Raw genomic sequence first — 23,445 nt, 5'->3', positions numbered from 1 at the left:
CGTACCTCAGCGCAGTTTGGGGTCGAGGGCGTCGCGCACCGCGTCGCCGAGCATGATGAAGGCGAGCACCGTGATGCTCAGCGCCGCCGCCGGCCACAGCAGCATGTGCGGGGCGTTGCGGATCATGGTCGAGGCGTTGGAGATGTCGATCCCCCAGGAGACGGTGGGCGGCTTGAGGCCGACGCCCACGAACGACAGCGTCGCCTCCAGCGCGATGTACGTGCCCAGCGCGATGGTGGCGACGACGATGACGGGGGCGACGGCGTTGGGCGCGATGTGCCGCAGCAGCAGCCGCGCGTTGCCGGCGCCCAGGGCGCGGGCGGCCTGGACGTAGTCGTGCTGCTTGGCGCCGACGACCGCGCCGCGCGCGATGCGGGAGACCTGAGGCCAGCCGAGCAGCACGATGAATCCCACGACCGGCCAGACCGAGCCGCTGGGCACGACGGACAGGAAGACCAGGCCGCCCAGGATGATGGGGATGCCGAAGAAGACGTCGGCCAGCCGGGACAGCAGCGCGTCCCACCAGCCCCCGTAGTACCCGGCGAGCCCGCCGAGGAGGCTGCCCAGCAGGGCGGACCCGGCGGTGGCGCACACCCCGACGGTGATGGAGGCCCGCGCCCCGTAGACCGTACGGGTGAAGACGTCGCAGCCTTGCGCGTCGAAGCCGAAGGGGTGGCCGGACTGCGGCCCGTCCTGCGCCTTGGCCAGGTCGCACGAGAGCGGGTCGCCGCCGGCGACGAGCGAGGGCCACACCGCGATGAGCACGAGGAAGACGATGACGAGGGCGGAGGCGACGAAGACGGGGTTGCGCCGCAGGTCGTGCCAGGCGTCGGACCACAGGCTGCGGGCCTTGCCGCCGGCCGGGGCGCCGGGCAGCGGGCCGCCTTCGAGGGTCTCGGCGTCGCTGGTGGCCAGCGACATGGCCCCGCCGCCGCCCGGGGTGATGGTGCTCTTGGCCTCGTGCTGCACCGGCGGGTCGTCGGGCTCAGGCATAGCGGATCCTCGGGTCGAGCACGGCGTACAGGAGGTCGACGACCAGGTTGGCCACCAGGAAGACGATGACGAGGATGGTCACGAAGCCGACGACGGTGGGCGAGTTCTGGCGCAGGATGCCCTGGTAGAGCTGGAAGCCGACGCCGTGGATGTTGAAGATCCGCTCGGTGACGATGGCCCCGCCCATCAGGGCGCCGATGTCGGTGCCGATGAAGGTGACCACGGGGATGAGGGAGTTGCGCAGCAGGTGCCGGGTGACGACCCGGTGCCGGGGCAGGCCCTTGGCGACGGCCGTGCGCAGGTAGTCGGCGCGCGCGTTCTCGGTGATGGAGGTGCGGGTCAGGCGGGTGACGTACGCCAGTGAGGTGAGGGCGAGGACGACGCCGGGCAGCAGCAGCTCGTCCAGCGGGGCCTCGGGGGAGACGGAGGGGGAGGCCACGGCCCACTTCACGCCGAAGAGGAACTGCAGCACGTAGCCGCTGACGAAGGTGGGGACGGAGACCACGACCAGGGTCAGCAGCAGGACGGTGGTGTCCGTCCCGCGCCCGCGCCGCAGGCCGCTGAACAGGCCGAGGGTGATGCCGATGACGATCTCGAAGGCGATGGCGACGAGCGTCAGGCGCACGGTCACGGGGAAGGCGGTGCCCATCAGCTCGGTGACCGGCTGGCCGTTGAAGGCGGTGCCGAAGTCGCCGGTGAGGATCTGCCCCATGTAGTGCACGTACTGCTTCCACAGGGGCTGGTCGAGGTAGAGCTCGGCGCGGATGCGGGCGGCGGTCGCCGGGTCGGGCGCCTTGTCGCCGAACAGGGCGGCGACGGGGTCGCCGAGGGCGTAGACGAGGAGGAAGATCAGGAAGGTGCTGCCGACGAACACGGGGATCATCTGCAGCAGCCGCCGGATCACATACCGTCCCATCAGGGCTCCTCGCGGCTACTCGACGGCGGTTACTTGACGGTGATGCGCTCGTAGACGGGCACGCTGAAGGGGTTGAGCTCGACGTCGGAGACGGCGGTGGAGTAGCCGGCGCTGCCGTTCTGGTACCACAGCGGGATGGCGGGCATGAGGTCGGCGAGGACGTGCTCGGCGGAGCGGAATCGCGCCACTGCCTTGGCCGTGTCGGACTCGGCGTTCGCCTCGTCGACCAGCCGGTCGAAGTCCTGGTTGGAGAACTTGCCGTAGTTGGACGAGGCGCCCGTGTAGTAGAGGGGCTGCAGGAAGTTCTGGGCCAGCGGGTAGTCCATCTGCCAGCCGGAGCGGAACATCCCGGCGATGCGCTGGTCGGAGACCTGGTTGCGGAAGTCGGCGAAGGTGCCGACCGGGTTGACGGTGCACGCCCCGTTGTTGCCGAGGGCGTTGTTGATGCTGTTGCAGACGGCGTCCATCCACACCCGGTGCGAACCGGTGTCGACGTTGGAGGTGATCGTCACCCTGCCGCCCGGCAGCCCGCCGCCCTCCTCGATCAGCCGCCTGGCCTGCCCGGGATCGTAGGTGCAGGCGTCGCCGCACAGTCCGGCCCGGTAGCCGCCTTTGTCGCCCAGCACCGGCGAGGTCCAGTCGGAGGCGGGGGTGCGCGTCCTGCGGTAGATCTGCTCGGTGATCCGGTCCCGGTCGATGGCCATGGAGATGCCGCGCCGGACCTTCTCCTTGCCGGGCGCGGACCAGGCGGGGTCGTACATCGGGAAGACGAGCGTCTGGATGATGCCGGCGGGCTGGTTGATGTAGCGGTCGTCGAGGTCGCTCCTGACGTTCTTCAGCTGGGTGCTGGGGATGTCGTCGACGACGTCGAGGTTGCCGGCCTGCAGGTCGGTGTAGGCGGTGTTGCTGTCGGTGTACACGCGCAGCTCGACGCCGGCGTTGCGGGCGCGGTCCTCGCCCGGGTAGCCCTCCCAGCGGCTGAGCCGCATCTGCGAGCCGCGGGTGTAGGAGTCCACCAGGTACGGGCCGTTGCCCACCGGCCGCTTCAGCCAGTGGGCGTGGTCGTCGAAGAACGCCTGCGGCAGCGGGGCGTACGCCGCGTAGCCGAGGGTGTCGGGCCAGGTGGAGAACTTGGTGCGCAGGGCGACGGTGAAGGTGTGCTCGTCCTTGAGTACCAGCCCGGAGAGCGTCCTCGCGGTGGGGGAGCCGGAGGCCGGGTGGACCTTGTCGTAGCCCTCGATGTCCTGGAAGAAGGAGGCGTTCTTCTGCTTGTTGGTGACGAGGGCGGCGTAGTTCCATGCGTCGACGAAGGACCGCGCCGTGACCTTCTCGCCGTTGCTGAAGCTCCAGCCGTCCTTGACGGTGACGGTGAAGTGCTGCTGGTCGGCGCTGTCGATCTTCTCGGCCAGCATGTCCTTGGCCTCGCCCGTCCGCGGGTCGTACTGCTTGAGGCCGCGGAAGATCATGGCGAGCACCTTGCCGCCCTGCACCTCGTTGGTGTTCGCCGGCTCCAGCGGGCTCTGCGGGTCGCCCCAGGAGGCCCGTACGACACCGGCGCCGCTCGCGCCCCCGCCGCCACCGCACCCGCCCGCCGCCGCGGCGATGCCGGCGACAGCGGCCAGGGCCAGTACGGCCCTGGCCCGGGTGGGTACGCGCATGGAAGTGCCTCCTCGGGGGACCGCCTCGGGGGGTTTGTCCTCATAACACCTCATGCGATGCCCTGGGACGGTGCGCCGGGGACGGCCGGGAGCAGAAACCGCCCATATGCGGGAGCGGGGGCGAGTGGCAGAACGGTCCATATGTGTGAGTTGTGGCTAGTGTGCTCTTTGTCAGGAATCGCCTGGATCAGTGAGGAAGGGACGACCGACATGCGCGACGAGGTGTGGGACCGGGTCGAGGAGCAGGTCATGGACGAGGTCATGGACGTGGCCGGGCTCATGGGCGCCGCCCCGACGCCCGCCGACCCGGTCGTACCGGCCGGACGCCGGGCCGACGTCGACGACGTGGACGGCGACGACCTGATCGGGGACGACGACATCACCCTCGACACCGCCATGGGCGCCGCCGCGTTCATGGAGCGCATCGTCGTCGGGGCCGGCCTCGGGCCGAACGCCAGCGCCGGCGAACTGCTGCGGACCCGCCGCGAGGCCCTGCGGACCCTGGGCTGAGGCGGCGGCGGGGCGGGCGGGGGCGGTGCGCATGGACCCGTACGCGTACACGTGCGCCGCGGCCCTCGCCGGGTGGCTGCTGCTGTCCGCCGTGGCCCAGCTCGGGCCGCTGCTCCCGCGGCTGAAACAGTGGCAGCAGCGCTACGACCCGCTCGGCTACGTCCCCCGCTACCACTTCTTCGCGCCACGGCCCGGTACGTACGACTACCACCTGCTGGTCCGTACGGGCCCGGACGGACCGCCGTCCTTCGGGCCGTGGCGCGAACTCGCACCACCCCGCCGCCGGCGCTGGTGGCACATGCTCTGGAACCCCGACCGCCGCCGGCGCAAGCAGCTCTTCGACCTCGCCATGCGGCTCTGCCGGGCCGACGCCCGGTGCGAGGACCCGGCGACACCGCTGTCCGTCCCCTACCTGCTGCTGCTCGGCCACGCCGGCAGCGCCGCCGGCGACGGCGGGCAGGTGCAGTTCATGATCGCCCGGTCGGCGGGCTACCGCGGGGGCGAACCCCCGCAGCCCGTCTTCGTCTCCCGCCCCCACCGGCTGGGCACCCGATGACCGGCCTGCCCCCGCACACCGCCCTGCGCCTGGTCGAGGCCGTCGCCGCGGCCGGCGTCCTGCTGGGCTCCCTGGAACGACTGGCACGCCCGCGCGAACTCGCCGACTCCTCCCTCGCCAGCTGGCCCGTCCTGCGCCTGCGCCACCCGCGGTACGCCTTCGGGCTCACCGGCGCCGCCCTCCACCCCGTCGTCGCCTACCCCGCCGTCCTGTGGCTCGTCGCCGCCCGCGCCGCCGCCGGGGCCTGCCTCCTCGCCCCCGGCACCGCCCCCCGGCCCCTGCACGTGGCCCTGCTGTCCGTCGTGGTCGCCTCCGGCGCCGCCCTCGGCCTGCGCGGCGCCGGAGGCGGCGAGGGCTCCGACCAAGTACTGCGGATCATCTTCGCCACCCTGCTGCTCGTCGCCCTCCACCCCACGGCCGCGGTCGAGCGCCTGGGCCTGTGGTTCCTGGCCCTGCAGGCGTGCCTCGCCTACTTCGTCTCCGGCATCTACAAGGTCACCTCCCGCCCCTGGCAGGACGGCACCGGCCTGACCGGCATCCTGAGCACCCGCTGCTACGGCCACCCCGGCGTGGCGACCTGGCTGACGGCCCACCCGGCGACGACCACGTGGCTCTCACGCGGGGTGAGCACGGCGGAGACGCTCTTCCCTCTGATCCTCCTCGCCCCCGCCCCCCTGGTCCCCCTCGCCCTGGCGGCCGGCGCCCTCTTCCACCTCGCGTGCGCGGCGGTCATGGGCCTCAACTGCTTCGTGTGGGCCTTCACGGCGCTCTATCCGGCGGTGGCGTGGGCGGCACTGGGCCCGTAGGACCCGAGCCGGATTGTCAGCAGTCGCCGATAGATTCACCGCATGAGTTCCGCACTGAGCGTGTACCTGCTCGACCTGACGAGGACACGGGCCCTGATCGGCTCGGGCGACGAGCAGTTGCTCGACGTCATCCGCGCCGAGTTCGGCGACCACCTGGCCGCCGACGACCGCTACTTCGCGAGCGAGATCGCGCAGGGCGCCCCCACGGCGTACGAAGCCCTGCGTGCCGTGGTGCACGGCGGCCCCTTCGGCGAGAACAAGAACCACGACTTCCAGTACGCCTACGCGTACAAGCGGCTCTGCGAGCTGACCGGCCACTTCCTCGACAACTCCAACTTCTGCCCCTTCCGCGGCGACTGGCTGTCGATGGTCGACGAGGGCCTGACGGCACTGGGCATCACCGCGGTCTCCGTGTCCTCCTTCGACCTCGGCTCCCTGCCCGACCCCCTGCCGTGGACGTACACCCCGGGGTACGGGGAGTGGACACCCGAACAGTGCGCCCGGGCACTGGAGCAGTTCGAGGAGACGAAGCGCGCGGGGCACGCGCCGCCGCTGGAGCCGGAGGTGGTGGAGGCGGTGACGGACTGCCTCGGCTGGATGCGCCACGCGGCGAGCCGCCCCGGCTACGGCATAGCGGGCTTCCGGTCGTAACGGCGGCGGAGGCCGGAGGCCGGTGCCGGAGCACCGGCCTCCACCGTTAGTGCGCCATGCGCAGGTGTACGCCCATGGCCGTTGCCATGCCGGCTGCTTTCACCTGGTCGCCGGCCTCCAGTGCCTGGTGGCGTCGGCGCTTGATCTTCAGGCACGCCTCACAGCGCGGTGCGGCGGGCCGACCGCGTCCCTGTCTGCTGCGGGCGTTGGCCTCGGCGACTTTGGAGCGGAGTTCGTCCGCCAGGGTCGCCGGGCAGAGGGCCTGTGGGAGCGCTTCCCACACGCGGCCGGTGCCGGGCGCGCGGAGCAGGACCTGTTCGGCGGAGGTCTGCATGACCTCGCCGATGCGGTTGCGGGTGGTGTCGAGGACGAGTTCGCCGACCTCGGGAGCGTCGGTCATCGCTCGGCCGCCTGCGGCAGGGAAGCGAGGTCGAAGCCGTGTGCGGTCACCCGCAGGGTGAAGGGTGGTTCCTCCTGCGGCTTCTGGCGGGGGCCGCAGGTGTGGCAGTGGGGGATGGTGGAGTGGCGGGTGAACAGAGTCCTCGCCCGTTCAAGGCAGCGGAAGATAAACTTCTGCATGTCGGCGCTCCTAGCGCAGCGTTGACCATGCCCCGGGACTGGTCGCAACAGTCGCCGGGGTTTTCTTGTGCTGCAGCATGTCCACCGGCGAGCCGTGTCTGCAACATCGTCGCCCAAAGTGCATACGCAGGAGTGAATGCGCAGATTCACTGGATGCTGCCTAAGGAACACTGTGCCGCAAAGCTGACCGCTTCAACCGTCAGGAAGGCTCGTTCCAGTGCCTGCTACGCCCACCGTGCACCGCCGGATGCTCGGCGCCGAACTGCGCAAGTTGCGCGAGGCTTTGGGAATGACGGCAGACGAGGTGGCCGACCGCCTCGGATGGCATCAAACCAAGGTGAGCCGAGTCGAGAACGGCCGATCGGGAGTGCGCGCCCACGACCTGGAAGCTGTGTTCGAGGTCTACCAGGTCACTGAGCCGACGGTTCGTGCCGCGCTCTCAGGGCTGGCGCACCAGGGAAGACGGCGGATGTGGTGGACGCCGTATGCGGACGTCATCGCGCCGCGCTACTCGTCCTACATCGCACTGGAGGCGGAGGCGAGCTCCATGCTGAGCTTTCGCGATGCCCTGATCCCAGGCTTGCTGCAGACGCCGGAGTACACCCGCGCTGTCACCCGAGCTCTCCAGTCGGACGCCTCTCCCGACACCGTCGATGCCCTTGTCAACGTGCGACTCGCCCGGCAGAACGCCGCCTTCAGGCGTTCCGAGCCGTTGCGATTCCACGCGGTGACCGATGAGGCGGCCTTGAGGAGGGTGGTGGACGGCCCGCGGACGATGATCGGCCAACTCCAGTACCTGTTGGAAGCGTCCGAGGCGAGTCACGTCACCCTGCAGGTTCTGCCCTTCGCCGCCGGTGCGCACGCGGGCTTGATGGGGTCGTTCGTGATCTTGCGGTTCCCGGTCCTGAGTGAGCTGGACGTCGTTTACACCGAGTCGTACACGAGCAACACTCAGCTGGAACGCAAGACCGATCTCGCGACCTACAGTCGCATGTTCGAGGAGATTTGCGCGGCAGCGCTCGATCCGGCGATGTCCCGCGATCTCATCGCAGACGTCGTAAGGGATCTCCAATGAGCTGCACGACTCTTCACCGTGTCGATGTGAACGGCGCCGTGTGGCGCAAGAGCTCCCACAGTGGTCACCAAAGCGACTGCTTACAGGTCGCGGACGGCTTCCCGGCCTGGGCACCCGTCCGCGACAGCAAGCGTCCCTATGGCTCCTGCCTGGTGTTTCGGCGGGCGGCGTGGGCAAACTTCATAGCGGCTCTGAAACGCAGCGAGTTGCCGGCGTTCGACTGACGCACACCAGCAGGAGCGCCATGTCATGGCCTAAGGCAGTCAGGAGCCGGCTCAGGGGCAGAGGGGACCAGGACGTCGTCCGCAGCTACCCCTACCGGTCCGGGTGTCCGTCCACCGTCTGGGGTGAGCTCATCGCGGGTGCGGGGGAGGAGTTGTTCTTCGGCGGCTACACGTCGTACTTCCTGTGGACGCAGGTGCCCGCGCTGCCCGACGTCCTGCGGAGGAAGGCCGCCACAGGGTGCCGGGTGCGCTTTCTGATCGGGGATCCGGGTGGGGTTGTGACCCGGCAGCGGGAGGAGATCGAGGGCGTTGCCCTGGCCGTGTCGACGCGCATCCGGATGACGATCGAGCAATTGGCCGCACTGGGCACCGCTGAGGGCGTCGAAGCCCGCTTCTCGGCGCCTGCCGACGCCGTCAACCACATCTCCCTGTCCGTCTTCCGCTTCGACGACGAGGCCCTCGTGACGCCGCACCTCGCGCGGCAGGTGGGGCACGACTCCCCGCTGCTCCATGTGCGGCGTCGCGGGGACGGCGGCGGGATGTTCGGGCGATTCGTCGAGCACGCCGAAGAGCTGTGGGTGCGGGGCAATCCGGTGTGAGACTCGTAGTACCGGGCTTCCGGTCCTAGCGGGCGGTGCGCTCCTCGTACGGGCTGTGCATCGTGAGGTAGCGGATCTCCAGGTCGCGTTCCAGGTAGTCCATGCGGCGCTCCCAGAAGTCCTGGAGGTGGGGGAGGGCCAGGTGGGCGTCGAGGTCCTCCTTGGTGCGCCATGCCTCGTAGAAGACGAAGACGCCCGGCGTGCCGCGGTCCTCGTGGAAGTGGTACTCCAGGCAGCCGGGCTCCTGGCGCGTCGGTTCGACGAAGGAGAGCAGGAGTTCGCGGAGTTCGTCCGCGCGCTCGGGCTTGGGGTGGGCCGTGCCGACGAGGGTGAAGGGCTGGGGCATGGGTCCTCCGGAGGTGCGTCGCCTTAGGTACGGTCGATTTCGTACCTCGTGGACCGTAGCGGCCGACGAGGTACGATGCAACTCGTACCTGGGAGGTGATGGTGATGCCCGACGAGGAAGGGCACCCCGACGTCGCCGAGATGGAACTCGGCGCCGTCCTGTCGGCACTCGCCGACCCGCTGCGGCGGCGCGTCGTGCGGGAGCTGGCGGCCGGGCCCGACGGCGAGGCGCGCACCTGCAGATCCTTCGCGCTGCCCGTCAGCAAGGCCACCGTCACCCATCACTTCCGCGTGCTGCGGGAGGCCGGGCTGGTCCGGCAGGTCGACCGGGGCAACAGCCGGATGGCCACCCTGCGCCGGGCCGAGATCGAAGAGCGCTTCCCCGGCCTGCTGGCCCTGCTCGTCGCCGAGGCCTAGCTCCGGCTCTCCAGCGCCGCGCGCCACGCCGGGCTGTCGACGTAGTGGTTGTCGAAGCGCTCGGAGGAGTCCTTGATCTCCTGGGGGCTCGCCTCGCCGCGCAGGACGCGGTTCAGGAGGCGGAAGTAGTCGAAGCGGCCCATGCCGGGCGTGAAGGTGCACAGGACGTCGGCGTCGTGACCGGGGGCGGCGCGGAAGGCGTGCGTCGTGTGCGGCGGGACGAGGAGGAAGTCGCCCGCGGTCAGCGTGGTGATCTCCTCGCCCAGCAGGACCTCCAGGGCGCCGTCGAGGACGTGGAAGAGCTCGCTCGCGCGGGTGTGGAAGTGGGCCGGGGCGCCCACCGCGCCCTTCGTGAAGCGGGAGCGGTAGGTGGTCACCAGACCGCCGGTGGTGTCGGAGTCCGCGAGGAGCGTCATGGTGCTGCTCGGATCGCTGACGGTCTCGGCCTCGGCGGCGCGGACGACGAGGGCGGCGGTGGGGTGCGGGTGCGTGCTGTTCATGTCAACGATCCTAGGCAGCCGGAAGCCCCCGTGAGGGGGGCAATTCCGGGAGGATTCCGTGGGCCAATCGGTCAGTGACGCGCCGTCGGCAGGCCCAGGGCGCGGAAGGTGACGCGCTGGTCGAACCACAGCAGCGTCGTGCCTGTCGCCGCCATCACCACGGCCAGTACCAGGTGGCCCGCGGCCGAGGTGATCTCGGCCCCGGCGAGGATCAGCACGCCGTGCAGGCACACGCGCAGGGCGATCAGGCCGGCGGTGATCCAGCGGGTGCGGGAGTTCTTGAGCATGGCCTTGACCAGCTTCGTCCTGCCGCGCAGCACGGTCAGGCCCACCACGAGGTTCGCCAGGCCCATGGCCACCAGAATCATCCAGGCGTTCTCCCACGCCTTGCACAGGTCGTACGCCGCGCCCATCGAACCCTCGAAGACGAAGAACCAGGCCGGGAGGGGCTTGACGGCCGACAGGTCGGGCGCGGTGTTCGCAGAGGCCGTGGCAGGAGCGGCGGTGATGGTCATCTCGAAGTCCCCCGGTGCGTCGTGGCTGTTGCTTCAACACCCACGATCCTTCCGGGAAGCCGCACGGCGCGGCAGATGCGCGCGTCACCGGTGACCCGGGACAAATGTCAGGTGCGCAGCGCCGGGTCGAGGACGACCTCCGTGTCCCGCGCGATGGTCGGCGGCTCCGGGAAGTGGCAGGCGGACAGGTGTCCTTCGGCGCTGCCCGTCGCCCGTACCAGCGGGGGCTCCTCCGTCGCGCAGCGGTCCGCGGCCTTCCAGCAGCGGGTGCGGAAGCGGCAGCCGGAGGGCGGGCTCACCGGGGACGGTACGTCGCCGGCCAGCCGGATGCGCTCGCGTACCGTCCCCTCGGGCGGGGCGTCGGCCGCCTCCAGCGGTTCCGGCACCGCCGACAGCAGGGCGTGGGTGTACGGGTGACGGGGGTGGCGGTAGATGTCGTCCCGGCCGCCCACCTCCACGATCTTGCCGAGGTACATCACGGCGACCCGCTGCGAGAAGTGCCGTACGACGGCGAGGTCGTGGGCGATGAAGACGAAGGCGATGCCGAGCTCGCCCTGCAGCGTGCGCAGGAGGTTGACGACCTGGGCCTGGATGGAGACGTCCAGGGCGGAGACCGGTTCGTCCGCCACGATCACCTTCGGCTCCAGCGCCAGGGCGCGCGCGATGCCGATGCGCTGGCGCTGGCCGCCGGAGAACTCGTGCGGGAAGCGGTTGTAGTGCTCGGGGTTGAGGCCGACCACCTCCAGCAGTTCCCGGACGCGTGCCTCCCGCCCGCCGGGCGGCGCAATGCCGTTGATCTCCATGGGGCCGGAGACGATGCGGCCCACGGTCTGCCGCGGATTGAGGGACGCATACGGATCCTGGAAGATCATCTGGATCTCGGAGCGGATCGGGGCCAGCTCCTTGCGGCCGGCGTGCGTGATGTCCTCGCCGCGGTAGCGGATCCGGCCGGCTGTCGGCTCCAGCAGGCGCGTCAGCAGCCGGCCGGTCGTCGACTTCCCGCAGCCCGACTCGCCGACCAGGCCGAAGCTCTCCCCCGACCGGATGGCGAGGTCGATGCCGTCGACGGCCTGGACCGCGCCGATCCTGCGTTTGAAGGGGAAGCCGGCCATGAGGGGGAAGTGCTTGGTCAGGCCCTCGGCGACGAGGATGTCGTCGGTCATGCGCCTCTCTCCCCGGTCTGGTGCAGGTGGCAGGCCGCGCCGTGACCCGTGCCGGGCGGCAGTTCCGGACGTTCCGTACGGCAGCGGTCGCCGCCCACCTCGGCCGTGTACGCGCACCGCGGATGGAACGGGCAGCCGGCAGGAGGGTCCAGCAGGCTCGGCGGGGTGCCGGGAATGGGCGTCAGCGGCCGGTCGACGTCGGAGGTCAGGCGCGGCATCGAGCCCAGCAGACCCCAGGTGTACGGGTGTTGCGGCTCGCGCAGCACCTCGCGGACGGTGCCGCGCTCGACGGCCCGGCCCGCGTACATCACCAGCACCTCGTCGACGGTGTGCGAGACCACGCCCAGGTCGTGCGTGATCAGGACGATCGCCGACCCCGTCTGCTGCTGCAGCTCCTTCAGCAGATCCAGGATCTGCGCCTGCACGGTCACGTCCAGGGCCGTCGTCGGCTCGTCGGCGATCAGCAGCTCCGGATCGCAGACCAACGCCATTGCGATCATCGCGCGCTGCCGCATGCCGCCGGAGAACTGGTGCGGATAGTCGTCCACGCGCAGGGCCGGATTCGGAATGCCGACGCGGTGCAGCATCTCGATCGCCCGAAGACGGGCCTCGCGGCGTGAGGCACCGGTGTGCTTGCGGAACGGCTCCGCGATCTGACGGCCGACGGAGTAGTACGGGGAGAGGGCGGTCAGCGAGTCCTGGAAGATCATCGCCATCTTGTTGCCGCGCAGCTTTTCGAGGACGGACTCGGGGGCGGAGGTGATGTCCTCACCGTCGAGGACGATCTCGCCGCGGGTCGTCGTGCTGCGGGGATCGTGCAGACCGAGCACGGCGAGGCTGGTGACGGACTTGCCGGAGCCGGACTCGCCGACGATGCCGAGGGTGCGGCCGCGGGGGAGACAGAGGTCCAGGCCGTCGACGGCCTTGACGGTGCCGTCCTCGGTGGCGAAGTGGACGTGCAGGTCGCGGATGGAGAGGAAGGGAGTCGTCATGCCAGCCTCACCCTCGGGTCGATGGCCGCGTAGGCCGCGTCGACGGCGATGTTGGCGATCACGATGGCCGTGCAGCCCACCAGCATCACCGCCATCAGCGTCGGCAGGTCCGTCTCGCTGACGGAGGAGACCGCGAGGCGGCCCAGGCCGTGGAGGCTGAAGGTGGTTTCGGTGATGATGGCGCCGCCGAAGAGGGAGCCGAGGTCGATGCCGAAGATGGTGACGATGGGGGCGAGGGCGCCGCGCCAGGCGTAGCGGAAGAAGACGGTGCGGCGGGAGAGGCCCTTGGCGCGGGCGGTGCGGACGTGGTCCTCGGCGAGCTGCTCGATCATCTGGGAGCGGGTCATGCGGCTGTAGTTGGCGATGAAGATGATGGAGAGCACCAGCCAGGGGATGAGCATGCCGGTGAACCACTTCACCGGGTCCTCGGTGATGGGGTGGTAGGCGGGGTTGTCCATCCAGTGCAGGCCGCTGACGAGGACGGCGAGGGCGATGACGCCGACGAAGTAGATCTGCAGGGCGTTGCCGAGGAGCGACAGGGAGCTGAAGAACTTGTCGATCCACGTGCCCCGGAAGGCCGCGGCGAGCATGCCGATGCCGACGCCGACGGTGAGGAAGACGACGGCACCGCCGAGGGTGATGGACAGGGTGGTCGGGAAGCGGTCGACGATGGTGTCCCAGACGGGTTGCTGGTTGGAGAAGGAGTAGCCGAAGCAGGGGGCCGGGCAGTGGCCGACGGAGAAGTCGCGGCCGGCGAAGATGCCGGCCATGTAGTGCCAGTACTGCACGGGCACCGGCTGGTCGAGGCCCAGGTTCTTGTTGATGACGGCCAGCGCGTCGGGGGTGCAGTTCTTGCCGCAGGACATCAGGGCGGGCTCGGAGGGCAGCGCGAAGAAGAGGAAGAAGGTGATCGCGCTGATGAGCACGGTGATGACGGCGGCCCCCAGGATGCGGCGGGCCAGGAATCTCAGCACGGTCCGGTTCCCCCTGCCCGCCGACTACTTCACGAAGACCGCGGTCGGATCCACGGTTCCGTACACCGGGTGGTACTTCACGCCGCCCAGGTTCGAGCCCCACAGGGAGAACTGCCGGTTGTAGAAGGTGGGCACGCCGGCGACGTCCTCGGTGAGGATGCGGTCGGCGAGCTGATGCCACTCGGGGGCGGCCTTCTTCACGTCCGGGATGGCGGAGATGCGGTCGTCCTCCGCGTTGACCTTGGGGTTGTCGAGGTGGACGTAGTTCTGCGAACCGTCGGCGATCTGCCGGCCGTCGAAGAGCGGCGGTACGACGGTGGAGCTGATGGGCCAGTCGGCGCCCCACGAGTAGCGGTAGATGTCGAACTTGTTCTTCACCTCGGCGATGGCCGTGCGCCAGATGTTCGCGTCCACCTCCTTCTTCTCCACCTTGAAGCCGGCCCGCTCCAGGGCCTGGGTGACCACGACGGAGACCTTCTGCTGCACGTCGGTGTTGGCGTAGGCGTAGACGATCTCCTGGCCGAGCTTGCCGGCCTCCTTCAGCAGCTCCTTGGCCTTCTCCGGGTCGCCGGCGGGCTTGGCCTTCTTGCCGAAGGGGTCGGTGGGCTTGTAACCGTCCATGGCGGGGGAGAGGTAGTTGGTGGCCACGACGCCGGCGGTGGAGCCGCCGTTCTGCTGCAGGATCTGGCCGTTGGGCATGGCGTACGCGAGCGCCTTGCGGACGCGGACGTCGGTGAGACGGCTGGTGTTGAAGGCCATGTAGTCGACGTAGGGCTGGATCTCCAGCAGGCGCCGGGCCTTGGTGTCGGCCTGGGCGAGGACCTTCTCGGTCATCTCCGGTGCCACCGCATTGCTGAAGGACAGCGCGTTCTTGTCGCCGCCCTGGTCGGCGAGGAAGCGGCGGGTGGAGTCCGCGTACTGGTGGCCGAAGCTGATCTCGAACCGGTCGGCGTACTGATGGCGCACCGGATCCGTCCTCGGATCCCAGTTCTCGTTGCGGACGAGGGTGAGCGACTTGCCCACCTTGTAGTCGCCGACCTTGTACGGGCCGCTGGAGAAGGGCGCGTTGTCGTACTTCTGCTTGCTGTCCTTCGCCGCCTTCACCGGCCCCATGTTGGGCATCGCGGTGGCGTACGGGGTGTCCGCGTGCGGCCGGCGGAAGTGGAAGACGACGGTCTTGGCATCGGGGGTGTCCAGTACGGACGCCGGCAGGTGCTGCCCGTTGTACGGGCCGTCGGGCAGCGCCTTGCGGAAGTCGTTGGCCTCGCCGGAGAGCCACTGCGGGATGTACAGGGGGCCGTCGGTCTCGAAGGAGGCGTACAGGCGCTCGATGCCCCAGCGGATGTCCTGCGAGGTGATCGGCGAGCCGTCCTCGAACTTCAGCCCGTCCTTGAGGGTGAACCGCCATGTCTTCCCGCCGTCGGACACCGTGCCCGCGTCGGTGGCCAGATCGCCGACGATCTTCACTCGGCCCTTGTCGTCGACCTTGTACGAGGTGAGGGTGCGGTTGTAGAGCATCTGGTTGGTCAGGGTGTCCGCGTAATAGATCTGACCGGGATCCAAGTGGTTGAAGGCGTCCCGCTGCAGAACGGCGACCGTCCCGCCCTTCTTCGCGCCCGGCACCTCGGGCGCGGGGCCGGTGGAGTCGGCCTTGGTGCCGATCGAGTAGTTGCCCGAGACCGTCTTGTCCTCGCCCGCCTGCTGACTCTCGCCGCCCTGCCCGCCGCCACCCCCTCCGCTGCTGCACGCGGTGAGGACCAGGGCGCCCGTGGCGAGAACGGCGGCGATGCGCGCTCTCGGCGGAGCCGGACGGTGGCACGGGCGAATGGGCGTCATGGTCGAAGCACCTGCCTGTCGGTCGTCATCGTCTCGTCCTGGGGTCGAAGGCGTCCCGCACCGAATCCCCGAGCAGGTTGAAGGCGACGACGAACGCGATCATCGCCAGCCCGGGGAAGAAGATGTAGGTGATGTCGCTCTCGTAGTAGCGGGCGCCATTGGCGAACATGCGGCCCCAGTCCGGGGTGGGCTCCAGGATCCCGACGCCGATGAAGGACAGACCAGCCTCTACGGTCACCATCGAAGGGAGCATCAGCGTCGTCTGGACGAGGATCGGCGTCCACAGATTGGGCAGCAGCTCCCGGGAGATGATCCGCCACGGCGAGGCGCCGGTCACGCGTGCCGCCTCGACGAACTCCCGCTCCCGCAGGCTGAGCACCTGCCCGCGCAACAAGCGCGCCAGCCCCATCCAGCCCAGCACCCACAGCACGAGGATCAGGGTGACCACGCGGAGGGAGGTCGGCGTCTCCTTCTCCGGGCTCACGAAGAGCGAGTACACGACCGGGGTGAAGGCGATGAACGACAGTTGCGCCGGGAAGGCGAGCAGCAGATCGATGAAACGGCCCAGGAAGTAGTCCGTCCGACCGCCCGCGTAGCCGGCGGTCACCCCGACGAGGACGCCCGTCAGGACGCACAGCACCGTCGCGGCGGTCGCGATCAGCAGGGAGGTGCGGATGCCGTACGCGAGCTGGGTGAGCACGTCCCGGCCCAGTGTCGGCTCGATGCCGAACCAGAAGTCGGACGAGATGCCCCCGTTGGGGCGGACGGGATAGCCGTACTGGTTGAGCAGGCCGGGGTCGTTCAGGCCGTAGGTGGTGGTGGGGTCCTTGCCGTACAGGGCGGAGATCAGGGGCGCGGCGAGGGCGACGAGGAAGAAGACGGCGACGACGTAGGCGGAGACCACGCCGGAGCGGTCGCGCTTGAAGCGGCGCCACATGAGCTGGCCGGGTGAGCGGCCGACGAGCGCGTTGTCCATCGCCAAGTCCCCCGCGGATGCGTGTTGTTGCTGCGGACTGTGGCAACGGATGAACGGTGCAGTCAAGGGGGCGGGGGCTCCGCCCCCGGACCCCCGGTCCTCGAACGCCGGACGGGCTGCAATGCAGCCCGTCCGGCGTTCGAGGACAAGCGGGCTACTGCGCAGCCTGCGGCAGCGAACGTCGCAGGAAGTCGACCTGCAGCAGCAGGAGGTTCTCCGCCACCTGTTCCTGCGGGGTCATGTGGGTGACGCCGGACAGGGGGAGGACCTCGTGGGGGTGGCCCGCGGCCAGGAGGGCCGAGGACAGGCGCAGGGTGTGGGCCGCCACCACGTTGTCGTCCGCCAGGCCATGGATGATCATCAGCGGCCGGGCGGGGGCGACGGGGGCCGACAGGCCCTCGTCCGTGACGAGGGAGTTGCGGGCGTAGACCTCCGGGCGCTCCTGCGGCAGCCCCAGGTAGCGCTCGGTGTAGTGCGTGTCGTACAGCCGCCAGTCGGTGACCGGCGCGCCCGCCACCGCCGCGTGGAAGACGTCGGGGCGGCGCAGGACGGCGAGGGCCGCGAGGTAGCCGCCGTAGGACCAGCCGCGGATGCCGACCCGGCCGAGGTCGAGCGGGTACTGCCCGGCCAGCGCCTGCAGGGCCTCGACCTGGTCGTCGAGGGTGGCGCCGGCGAAGTCCTCGTGGATCGACTTCTCCCACTCGGGCGAGGTGTGCGGGGTGCCCCGGCCGTCGGCGACGATGACCGCGAAGCCCTGGTCGGCGAACCACTGGGAGGTCAGGTGCGCGTTGTGCGCGGCGACCACGCGCGGGCCGTGGGGGCCGCCGTAGGGGTCCATGAGCACCGGCAGCGGGCCGTCGCCGTCGCGGTGACCGGTCGGCAGGAGCACCGCCGCGGGGATGCGGCGGGCGCCGGCGCGGGTCAGGCGCGGCCGGGCGGTCAGGACGGGGGTCTCGGCGTGGGAGACGACGGTGGCGATCTGCTTGCCGTCGCGCAGCACCCGCACCGCGGCGCCCGGTTCGTCGAGGGAGGCGGAGACCAGGACGGTGACGGCCCCGCTGCGGACGACGGAGTTGCGGCCGCCGTCCGTGAGTCGCTCCACGAGGCCGTCGGTGACGCGGTAGACGTGGGACTCGCCGGTCGCGGCGTCGTCCTCGCCGGCGGCGGGGCCGGCGGAGGCGGCGACGAGCACGTCCTCGTCCGCGATGTCGAGAACGGCCTGGACGTGCAGCTCGGGCCCGGTCAGGGCCCGGTCGCCGACGAGCAGGACGCGGGCGCCGTCGCGGTCGGCGATGCGCACGAGTCGTCCGTCCGGTGTCCATGCGGGCACACCATCGAACAGTTCAAGCCACTTCGGATCCTCTTCCGTCAGCAGCACATCTGTGGCACCAGTGGCCGGATCCAGGGTGAGGTACGCCTGCGCGCGCTGGTCGCGCGTCTGTACGAGCAGCAGCGGGCGGCCGCCGTCCGACCAGTGGACGCGCGCGAGGTAGGGGTAGCGCTCGCGGTCCCAGTCGACCTCGGTGCGCGAGCCGTCCAGGCCCAGCACGGCCAGCGACACCGTCGCGTTGGGGGTGCCGGCCGCCGGGTAGGCCACCTCGGCGGGGGCACTGCCGGGGTTGGCGGGGTCGGCGATCCACCAGCGCTCGACGGGCGCGTCGTCCGCGCGGGCCGCCAGCAGCGCACTGCCGTCCGGCGCCCACCAGAAGCCGCGCATCCGGCTCATCTCCTCCGCGGCGATGAACTCCGCCAGGCCCCAGGTGACCGTCGCCGCCTCCGGCTCGGCCAGCGCCCGGTCGCCGCCGCCGTCGGCGTCCACCACCCGCAGGGCACCGCCCGCCACGTACGCCACATGGCGGCCGTCGGGGGAGGGGCGCGGGTCGATGACCGGGCCCGGCACGGGCAGTTCGCGGGCCGTGCCGCTGCGCAGCTCGGCCACGAACAGCCGGCCGGACAGCGCGAAGGCCGCCAACTCCGCCGTGGCGTCCGTCGCGTACCCCACGACACCCGCCGAGCCCTCCCGGACCCGCTCGCGGCGGGCCCGCTCCTCGGCCGACAGCTCCTCCTCGGAGCCGCCCAGGAGCATGTGCGGGTCGGCGGCCGGGTACTCCCGGCCCTCGTCCAGGTCGAGCACCCACAGGACGTTGGCCCGGTCGGTGCCCGCGCGCGAGCGCAGGAACGCGACACGCGCGCCGTCCGGCGAGACGGTGAAGGCCCGCGGCGCGCCCAGGGAGAACCGCTGGGTGCGGGCGTACTGACGGGGGAAGGAGGCCGGTTCGCGGTGCTGTGCGGTCATGCGCGCGAGCCTACGTCTCCTACCATCCGGTTCACCCAGGTCGGCGAGAACTCGCCGTGCGCCCCGTGTTTGCTCCCGTGCTCCGAGTCATGCGCACACACGGAAAGTTATGATCGCTCGCGCATAGTGGGCACGGTTGTGGGTGTCCGGGTGCCTCCGGGCATTCGTATGTCTTTTGCCGTGCCGCCCGCTGGTTCGCTGTGTGCTGTTCGCTGTTCCGCTGTACTCGTTGCCGAACCGTCCCGACCGCGCGTCCCTGGAGGTGAGCCGCTGTGGCGCTCTCGATTTCGGCGGTGGTGCTGCTGGCGATCATCGTCTTCCTGCTGGTCCGGAAGTCCGGACTGAAGCTGGGGCACGCGGTCGTCTGCATGCTGCTGGGCTTCTATCTCGCAAGCTCGTCCATGGGCCCGACCATCCACCAGCTCACTTCGAGCGTGACCGCCATGGTCAGCAACATCAAGTTCTGACGGGCGGCCCCGGCGGTCGGACCCCGGTCCGTACGACTCGTAGGCTGGTCCCATGACGGATCTTCCCGGCCGCCGGCTGCTCCTGGTGCACGCGCACCCGGACGACGAGTCGATCAACAACGGCGCGACCATGGCCATGTACGCCGCCGAGGGTGCCCACGTCACGCTCGTCACATGCACGCTCGGCGAGGAGGGCGAGGTCATCCCGCCCGAACTGGCCCATCTCACCGCGGACCGGGACGACACCCTCGGCGCCCACCGCGCGCAGGAACTCGCGGCCGCGATGCGGGAGCTCGGCGTCACCGACCACCGCCTCCTCGGCGGCCCCGGCCGCTACCGCGACTCCGGTATGACCGGCGCGCCCCAGAACGACGACCCGCGCAGCTTCTGGCAGGCCGACACCGACGAGGCGGCCACATCGCTCGTAGAGGTGATCCGCCAGGTGCGCCCACAGGTCCTCGTCACCTACGACGCCGACGGCGGCTACGGACACCCCGACCACATCAAGGCCAACCGCGTGGCCATGCGCGCCGCCGAACTCGCCGCCGAACCGGTCTTCCGGCGTGACCTCGGCGACCCCCACGAGATCGCCAAGATCTACTGGAACTGCGTACCGGCCTCCGCCGTCGACGCCGGCTTCGCACAGCTGCGCGCACAAGGAGACCGGCACCCGGCCTTCACCGGCATCGCCGCGCCCACGGACGTGCCCGGCGTCGTCCCCGACGACGAGGTCACCGCCGTGCTCGATGCGACCCGCCACGGCGACCGCAAGGCCGCCGCCATGCGCGCCCACGCCACCCAGATCGTCGTCGACGGCGACTTCTTCGCCCTCTCCAACGGCCTCGGGCAACCGCTCCTCACCACCGAGTACTACCGCCTCGTCCGCGGCACGCCCGGCGGGCCGCTGCCCGAGAACGACCTTTTCGCGGGGGTGACGCAGTGAACGACGGCCTGTTCCACCTGCCCGGCCCCGGACGCCTCGCCGCCTACCTCGGCCTCGCCGCCCTCGGCTTCGCCGTCGGCGTCACCGGGGCCCTCGTCCAAGGCGGCTGGTTCCCCGCCGGATTGCTGCTGGCCCTGGCCGCCACCGGCGCCGTGTGCTGGGGCGCCGTCCTCCTCACCGGTGCCCGCGGCGGCGGCTACGCCGCCGGCCTCGGCTGGCTCGCCGCCATCCTCGTGCTCGCCGCCAACAGACCCGAGGGCGACTTCCTCTTCGGAGCCGGCATCGGCTCCTGGGGCTACCTGATCGGCGGCATGACCGTCGCTGTGATCTGTGCCACGGTTCCGAAGGCGGCGCAACCGGACGGGCCTTCGGCCCGACTTGGCAAGTGACGTGACGATTTCTCCCCGACCGCCGTCCGGCCGGTCGGGGGAGTCCGCCAACGGACGTCAATGACGGGCACGCGGTGCCCAGTATGGTGGTGCGCGCCGCCGAGCCTCCCCTGGCCTCCGGCAATGGGCGACCCCGAGCGAGGTCAACGAGGGCGGCAAAGAGTAACCGGGAGATCCTGCTTTGAGCCGTGCATCTGACAGTTCGTCCTCCGGGCCCAAGGGCCGCGGTGGCGCCTCGTACCCCTCGGGCACCCAGCCGTACGGGACCCCGACCGGGGAGGAAGCGGCCACTGGCGCCGCACCCGCATCGCCGGCCTCGGCCGCCCAGGGCGAACCGAAGACCGAGACCACACTGACGACGCGGATCCGCATCAACATCCCGGGCTCACGGCCCATCCCCCCCGTCGTCATGCGCACGCCCGTCGGCGACGAGGGGGCTGCCGCCGACCCGGCCGCGGCGCCCGCGTCCGCGCCCGCCCCGGCGCCCGGTGGCGGCGAGCCGCCGCGCAGCAGGGCCGGGCTGCCGACGCGGCCCAAGCCGACGAAGAAGACCCCCGCCGCCGCGGCCGGCGCCGCGGCCGCGGCTGCGGCCGACGGGACGCCGGCTGCCGGTGCCGGCGGTGCCGGCGGTGAGAAGACCAGCGACTGGTTCGCCCCGCGCAAGTCGTCGGGCGCCACGTCCGCGCCGCGCCGCCAGCCCCCGCTGCCGCGCCGCGACCCCGCGGGGCACCTGCCCCAGGGCGGCACGCCCACGGGTGCGGATGCCGGTTGGCAGGGTGACGTGCCGTCGACCGGCACGCCCGCCTGGACGGACACGGCGCAGGGCCCGGGCCGGGGCCAGGCCGGTGCCGCGAAGAAGCGGCCTGCAGGCCGCAAGGCCGCGGCCGCTGACGCCGCGTCGAGGGGTACGGGTTCCGGTGCCGCCGACGCGTGGGGCAACGGCCAGGCTCCGGCCGGTACGGACGCCTGGGCGAACGGCGCCGCGCCGACCGGCACGGGTGCCGGCGTCGGCAGCGGTACGGACGCGTGGGCGAACCCCCAGGGACAGAGCCAGGGACAGGGCCAGGGACAGGGCCAGGGACAGGCCGGGGGCGGCAACGCCTGGGGCGGCGCCGCCGCCGGTGCGGACGCGTGGGCCAACGGCCAGGGTTCGGGCCAGGGTCAGGCCGGCGCCGGAAAGAAGCAGCCGGTGGGCCGCAAGGCCCGCGGCGCGGCCGCGCCGGGTGCCGGCGCCGCCGGCGCGGCTGCGGCTCAGGCCGGGGGCGCTGCTCCTGCCGGCGCCTGGACCGGCGGCCAGGGCCCGGCCGGTGCCGGTTCTGCTGCCGGTGTGGGCAGTGGTGCGGATGCGTGGGCGAACGGCTCGGCGCAGGCCGGTGGTCCGGCTGGTGCGGGGTCCGGGGCTCGGAAGCAGGGGTCGGCCGGTGGCGGTTCTGCTGCCGGTGCCGGTAGTGGTGCGGATGCGTGGGCCAATGGTCCGGCGCAGGCCGGTGGCCCGGCCGGCGCCGGTTCTGCTGCCGGTGTCGGCAGTGGTGCCGACGCGTGGGGCAATGGCCAGGCGCCCGCCGGGTGGGCCGGCGATCCTGCGCAGGCGGGTGGGCAGAAGGCCAACCGTGGCAAGGGGTGGGTGCGCGACACCGCGCAGCAGCCCCAGGCCCAGCCGCAGGCACCCGCGGCGCCGGGTGCTCAGACCACACAGCAGTTCCCTGCCCCCAGCATCGGTGGGGTGCCCGCCGGTGGGGCCGCGTTCGCGGCCGGGCGGACGGACACGCCGCGTGAGGGCGTACCCGCCGTGCAGCAGACGCAGACGCAGACACAGACACAGACACAGGCGCAGGCACAGGCACAGGCCAAGCCCAAGGGCAAGAAGAAGGGCGGCGGGCAGAAGCCCGCCGGTGCCACCGCTCCGGCGCCCGTGCCGAACCCTGCCGGCGAGGCGCTGGTCAGCGGTGTGCCGCCGGTGCCGCCGGCGGGTGGTCAGGGGGGCCGGCCCGTGGACGGCGGTGCGCCGCGTGTCGCCGTGCCCAAGCCCAAGGGCGCCGTGCCGCCGCCCCCCGCTCCGGCCAAGCCGGCCGCCGGCAAGCCCGCGGCGAAGGGCAAGGCCAAGGCGGCGCCCAAGAAGAAGGGGCGTTCGAAGCTCGTGCTCCTCGGCGGTGGCCTCGTGGGCCTGGTCGCCGTGGCGTACGGTGCGGGGCTGCTGCTGGACCACGCCGACGTGCCCAACGGCACGACCGTGCTGGGCGTCGACATCGGCGGCAAGTCCAAGGACGAGGCCGTCAAGAAGCTGGACGCGGCGCTGGGCGGCCGGGCGTCCGCGCCGCTGAAGGTGTCGATCGGCGGCAAGTCGGCCGAGCTCAAGCCGTCGGTGGCGGGTCTGGCCATCGACACGCAGGAGACCGTGCGTGCGGCGGCCGGCCGGGACTACAACCCGGTCACCGTCCTCGGTTCGCTGGTCGGCAGCACGCATGCCGCCGAGCCGGCCGTGACCGTGGACGAGGAGAAGGTCGCGGCGGCGCTGAAGACGCTGGCCGGCGAGACGGGTGCGGCGAAGGACGGCACGATCAAGTTCGAGCCGGGCAAGGCAGTGGCGGTCTACGGCCAGCCGTACGAGGGCCTGGACGTGGACAAGTCGGTGCAGGCTGTCGCCAAGGCGTACCGCGACCGGGCGGCGAGCGGGCAGGACCGGCCGGTGACGCTGACCACCTCGGCCCAGCAGCCGAAGGTCAGCAATGCCGAGGTGGACCGGATGATGAAGGAGTTCGCGGTGCCCGCGATGTCCGGACTCGTCACGGTGCAGACGGATCCCGCGCACAGCATCCAGTTCGGTCCGGAGCGCTCCCTGCCGAAGATCCTCTCGGTCAAGGAGGTCGGCGGCAAGCTCGTGGAGAACTACGACCTCGAGGCGCTCAAGGAGCTGTACGGCACCAAGTTCAACGGCGTGCTCATCCAGCGCGGCGACGGCACCAAGAAGCCGGTCACCCCGCAGGACGTCGCCGGTGCGCTCGGCAAGGCGCTGCGTGCCAAGGGCGCGGCCCGCGTGGGGGTCATCCCGCTCAGCTGATGCCGTC

26 protein-coding genes are annotated in these 23,445 nt (G+C 71.2%); 12 read left to right on the top strand and 14 right to left on the bottom strand.

The genetic code is table 11. The annotated features are described in order from the left end of the window. Positions 1-6: 6 nt before the first annotated feature. From AB0K17_RS01600 to AB0K17_RS01590, 3 genes are read right to left on the bottom strand one after another with little or no spacing between them, the layout of a single operon-like run. On the bottom strand, positions 7-993 hold the full coding sequence (locus AB0K17_RS01600; RefSeq protein ID WP_365981741.1) for an ABC transporter permease: 987 nt from the start codon (positions 991-993) through the stop codon (positions 7-9). Next, positions 986-1,909, bottom strand: a complete 924-nt coding sequence (locus AB0K17_RS01595) for an ABC transporter permease (RefSeq protein ID WP_365970080.1) — start codon at positions 1,907-1,909, stop codon at positions 986-988. Before AB0K17_RS01595 ends, AB0K17_RS01600 begins: the two co-directional genes overlap by 8 nt. A gap of 29 nt (positions 1,910-1,938) precedes the next feature. Then, a complete protein-coding gene (locus AB0K17_RS01590; RefSeq protein WP_365981739.1) occupies positions 1,939-3,567 on the bottom strand; it encodes an ABC transporter substrate-binding protein in 1,629 nt (542 codons plus the stop codon). Between the two features lie 210 nt (positions 3,568-3,777). Between AB0K17_RS01590 and AB0K17_RS01585 the strand changes: the two genes are divergently transcribed. Genes AB0K17_RS01585 through AB0K17_RS01570 form a run of 4 tightly spaced genes read left to right on the top strand, consistent with a single transcriptional unit; the run spans position 3,778 to position 6,090 of the window. Further along, entirely contained in the window at positions 3,778-4,077 is a 300-nt protein-coding gene (locus AB0K17_RS01585; protein WP_365970082.1) for a hypothetical protein, read from the top strand. Between the two features lie 31 nt (positions 4,078-4,108). Further along, complete coding sequence (locus AB0K17_RS01580; RefSeq protein WP_365970083.1) at positions 4,109-4,633, top strand: hypothetical protein; 525 nt, start codon at positions 4,109-4,111, stop codon at positions 4,631-4,633. Then, a complete protein-coding gene (locus AB0K17_RS01575) occupies positions 4,630-5,439 on the top strand; it encodes a hypothetical protein (protein ID WP_365981738.1) in 810 nt (269 codons plus the stop codon). Before AB0K17_RS01580 ends, AB0K17_RS01575 begins: the two co-directional genes overlap by 4 nt. Before the next feature lie 42 nt (positions 5,440-5,481). Further along, on the top strand, positions 5,482-6,090 hold the full coding sequence (locus AB0K17_RS01570; protein WP_365981737.1) for a hypothetical protein: 609 nt from the start codon (positions 5,482-5,484) through the stop codon (positions 6,088-6,090). Between the two features lie 46 nt (positions 6,091-6,136). Here AB0K17_RS01570 and AB0K17_RS01565 read toward each other — a convergent pair whose 3' ends face one another. Continuing rightward, on the bottom strand, positions 6,137-6,490 hold the full coding sequence (locus tag AB0K17_RS01565) for a hypothetical protein (protein ID WP_365981736.1): 354 nt from the start codon (positions 6,488-6,490) through the stop codon (positions 6,137-6,139). Then, positions 6,487-6,669 carry a hypothetical protein gene (locus AB0K17_RS01560; protein WP_365981735.1) on the bottom strand — a complete coding sequence of 61 codons (183 nt, stop codon included), beginning with the start codon at positions 6,667-6,669 and terminating at the stop codon, positions 6,487-6,489. The genes AB0K17_RS01565 and AB0K17_RS01560 overlap by 4 nt, the downstream gene beginning before the upstream one ends. 247 nt (positions 6,670-6,916) lie before the next feature. On the opposite strand from AB0K17_RS01560, the gene AB0K17_RS01555 reads away from it, so the two are divergent. The 3 genes from AB0K17_RS01555 to AB0K17_RS01545 all read left to right on the top strand — a co-directional run bounded on the left by AB0K17_RS01555 (position 6,917) and on the right by AB0K17_RS01545 (position 8,567). Next, positions 6,917-7,744 carry a helix-turn-helix transcriptional regulator gene (locus tag AB0K17_RS01555; protein WP_365981733.1) on the top strand — a complete coding sequence of 276 codons (828 nt, stop codon included), beginning with the start codon at positions 6,917-6,919 and terminating at the stop codon, positions 7,742-7,744. After that, entirely contained in the window at positions 7,741-7,968 is a 228-nt protein-coding gene (locus AB0K17_RS01550) for a DUF397 domain-containing protein (protein WP_365981731.1), read from the top strand. The genes AB0K17_RS01555 and AB0K17_RS01550 overlap by 4 nt, the downstream gene beginning before the upstream one ends. Before the next feature lie 152 nt (positions 7,969-8,120). Beyond that, on the top strand, positions 8,121-8,567 hold the full coding sequence (locus tag AB0K17_RS01545; RefSeq protein ID WP_365981729.1) for an XRE family transcriptional regulator: 447 nt from the start codon (positions 8,121-8,123) through the stop codon (positions 8,565-8,567). A gap of 25 nt (positions 8,568-8,592) precedes the next feature. On the opposite strand, the gene AB0K17_RS01540 is transcribed toward AB0K17_RS01545, so the two are convergent. Continuing rightward, on the bottom strand, positions 8,593-8,913 hold the full coding sequence (locus tag AB0K17_RS01540) for a putative quinol monooxygenase (protein WP_365981728.1): 321 nt from the start codon (positions 8,911-8,913) through the stop codon (positions 8,593-8,595). Positions 8,914-9,017: 104 nt separating this feature from the next. Here AB0K17_RS01540 and AB0K17_RS01535 point away from each other — a divergent pair, with 104 nt between their 5' ends. After that, positions 9,018-9,329, top strand: coding sequence for a helix-turn-helix domain-containing protein (locus tag AB0K17_RS01535; protein WP_365981727.1), 312 nt, complete (start codon positions 9,018-9,020; stop codon positions 9,327-9,329). Here AB0K17_RS01535 and AB0K17_RS01530 read toward each other — a convergent pair. The 8 genes from AB0K17_RS01530 to AB0K17_RS01495 form a co-directional block, all read right to left on the bottom strand. Further along, positions 9,326-9,829, bottom strand: a complete 504-nt coding sequence (locus tag AB0K17_RS01530) for a cupin domain-containing protein (RefSeq protein WP_365981726.1) — start codon at positions 9,827-9,829, stop codon at positions 9,326-9,328. The genes AB0K17_RS01535 and AB0K17_RS01530 overlap by 4 nt on opposite strands. A gap of 71 nt (positions 9,830-9,900) precedes the next feature. Further along, on the bottom strand, positions 9,901-10,344 hold the full coding sequence (locus AB0K17_RS01525) for a hypothetical protein (protein WP_365981725.1): 444 nt from the start codon (positions 10,342-10,344) through the stop codon (positions 9,901-9,903). 107 nt (positions 10,345-10,451) lie between these two features. Then, complete coding sequence (locus AB0K17_RS01520; protein ID WP_365970091.1) at positions 10,452-11,507, bottom strand: oligopeptide/dipeptide ABC transporter ATP-binding protein; 1,056 nt, start codon at positions 11,505-11,507, stop codon at positions 10,452-10,454. Further along, a complete protein-coding gene (locus tag AB0K17_RS01515) occupies positions 11,504-12,499 on the bottom strand; it encodes an ABC transporter ATP-binding protein (protein WP_365970092.1) in 996 nt (331 codons plus the stop codon). Before AB0K17_RS01515 ends, AB0K17_RS01520 begins: the two co-directional genes overlap by 4 nt. After that, the gene (locus tag AB0K17_RS01510) at positions 12,496-13,473 is read right to left on the bottom strand and encodes an ABC transporter permease (RefSeq protein WP_365970093.1); all 978 of its coding nucleotides are present in this window, start codon (positions 13,471-13,473) and stop codon (positions 12,496-12,498) included. The genes AB0K17_RS01515 and AB0K17_RS01510 overlap by 4 nt, the downstream gene beginning before the upstream one ends. A 24-nt stretch (positions 13,474-13,497) precedes the next feature. Then, on the bottom strand, positions 13,498-15,309 hold the full coding sequence (locus AB0K17_RS01505) for an ABC transporter substrate-binding protein (protein ID WP_365970094.1): 1,812 nt from the start codon (positions 15,307-15,309) through the stop codon (positions 13,498-13,500). Between the two features lie 25 nt (positions 15,310-15,334). After that, positions 15,335-16,285, bottom strand: a complete 951-nt coding sequence (locus AB0K17_RS01500; protein ID WP_365970095.1) for an ABC transporter permease — start codon at positions 16,283-16,285, stop codon at positions 15,335-15,337. Between the two features lie 154 nt (positions 16,286-16,439). After that, a complete protein-coding gene (locus AB0K17_RS01495) occupies positions 16,440-18,581 on the bottom strand; it encodes an alpha/beta fold hydrolase (protein WP_365981724.1) in 2,142 nt (713 codons plus the stop codon). A 272-nt stretch (positions 18,582-18,853) separates the two neighbouring features. Between AB0K17_RS01495 and AB0K17_RS01490 the strand changes: the two genes are divergently transcribed. From AB0K17_RS01490 to AB0K17_RS01475, 4 genes are all read left to right on the top strand, one after another. Continuing rightward, complete coding sequence (locus AB0K17_RS01490; protein ID WP_344439842.1) at positions 18,854-19,048, top strand: hypothetical protein; 195 nt, start codon at positions 18,854-18,856, stop codon at positions 19,046-19,048. Between the two features lie 52 nt (positions 19,049-19,100). Beyond that, entirely contained in the window at positions 19,101-19,991 is an 891-nt protein-coding gene (mshB, locus tag AB0K17_RS01485; protein ID WP_365969394.1) for an N-acetyl-1-D-myo-inositol-2-amino-2-deoxy-alpha-D-glucopyranoside deacetylase, read from the top strand. Beyond that, complete coding sequence (locus AB0K17_RS01480) at positions 19,988-20,380, top strand: DUF6113 family protein (RefSeq protein WP_365969395.1); 393 nt, start codon at positions 19,988-19,990, stop codon at positions 20,378-20,380. Before mshB ends, AB0K17_RS01480 begins: the two co-directional genes overlap by 4 nt. 181 nt (positions 20,381-20,561) lie before the next feature. After that, positions 20,562-23,438, top strand: a complete 2,877-nt coding sequence (locus tag AB0K17_RS01475) for a hypothetical protein (RefSeq protein ID WP_365969396.1) — start codon at positions 20,562-20,564, stop codon at positions 23,436-23,438. The last annotated feature ends 7 nt before the right edge of the window (positions 23,439-23,445 follow it).

The organism is Streptomyces sp. NPDC049585, assembly GCF_040675615.1.
GTDB lineage: Bacteria > Actinomycetota > Actinomycetes > Streptomycetales > Streptomycetaceae > Streptomyces > Streptomyces luteosporeus.
This window is presented reverse-complemented; position numbering and strand designations above follow the sequence as displayed.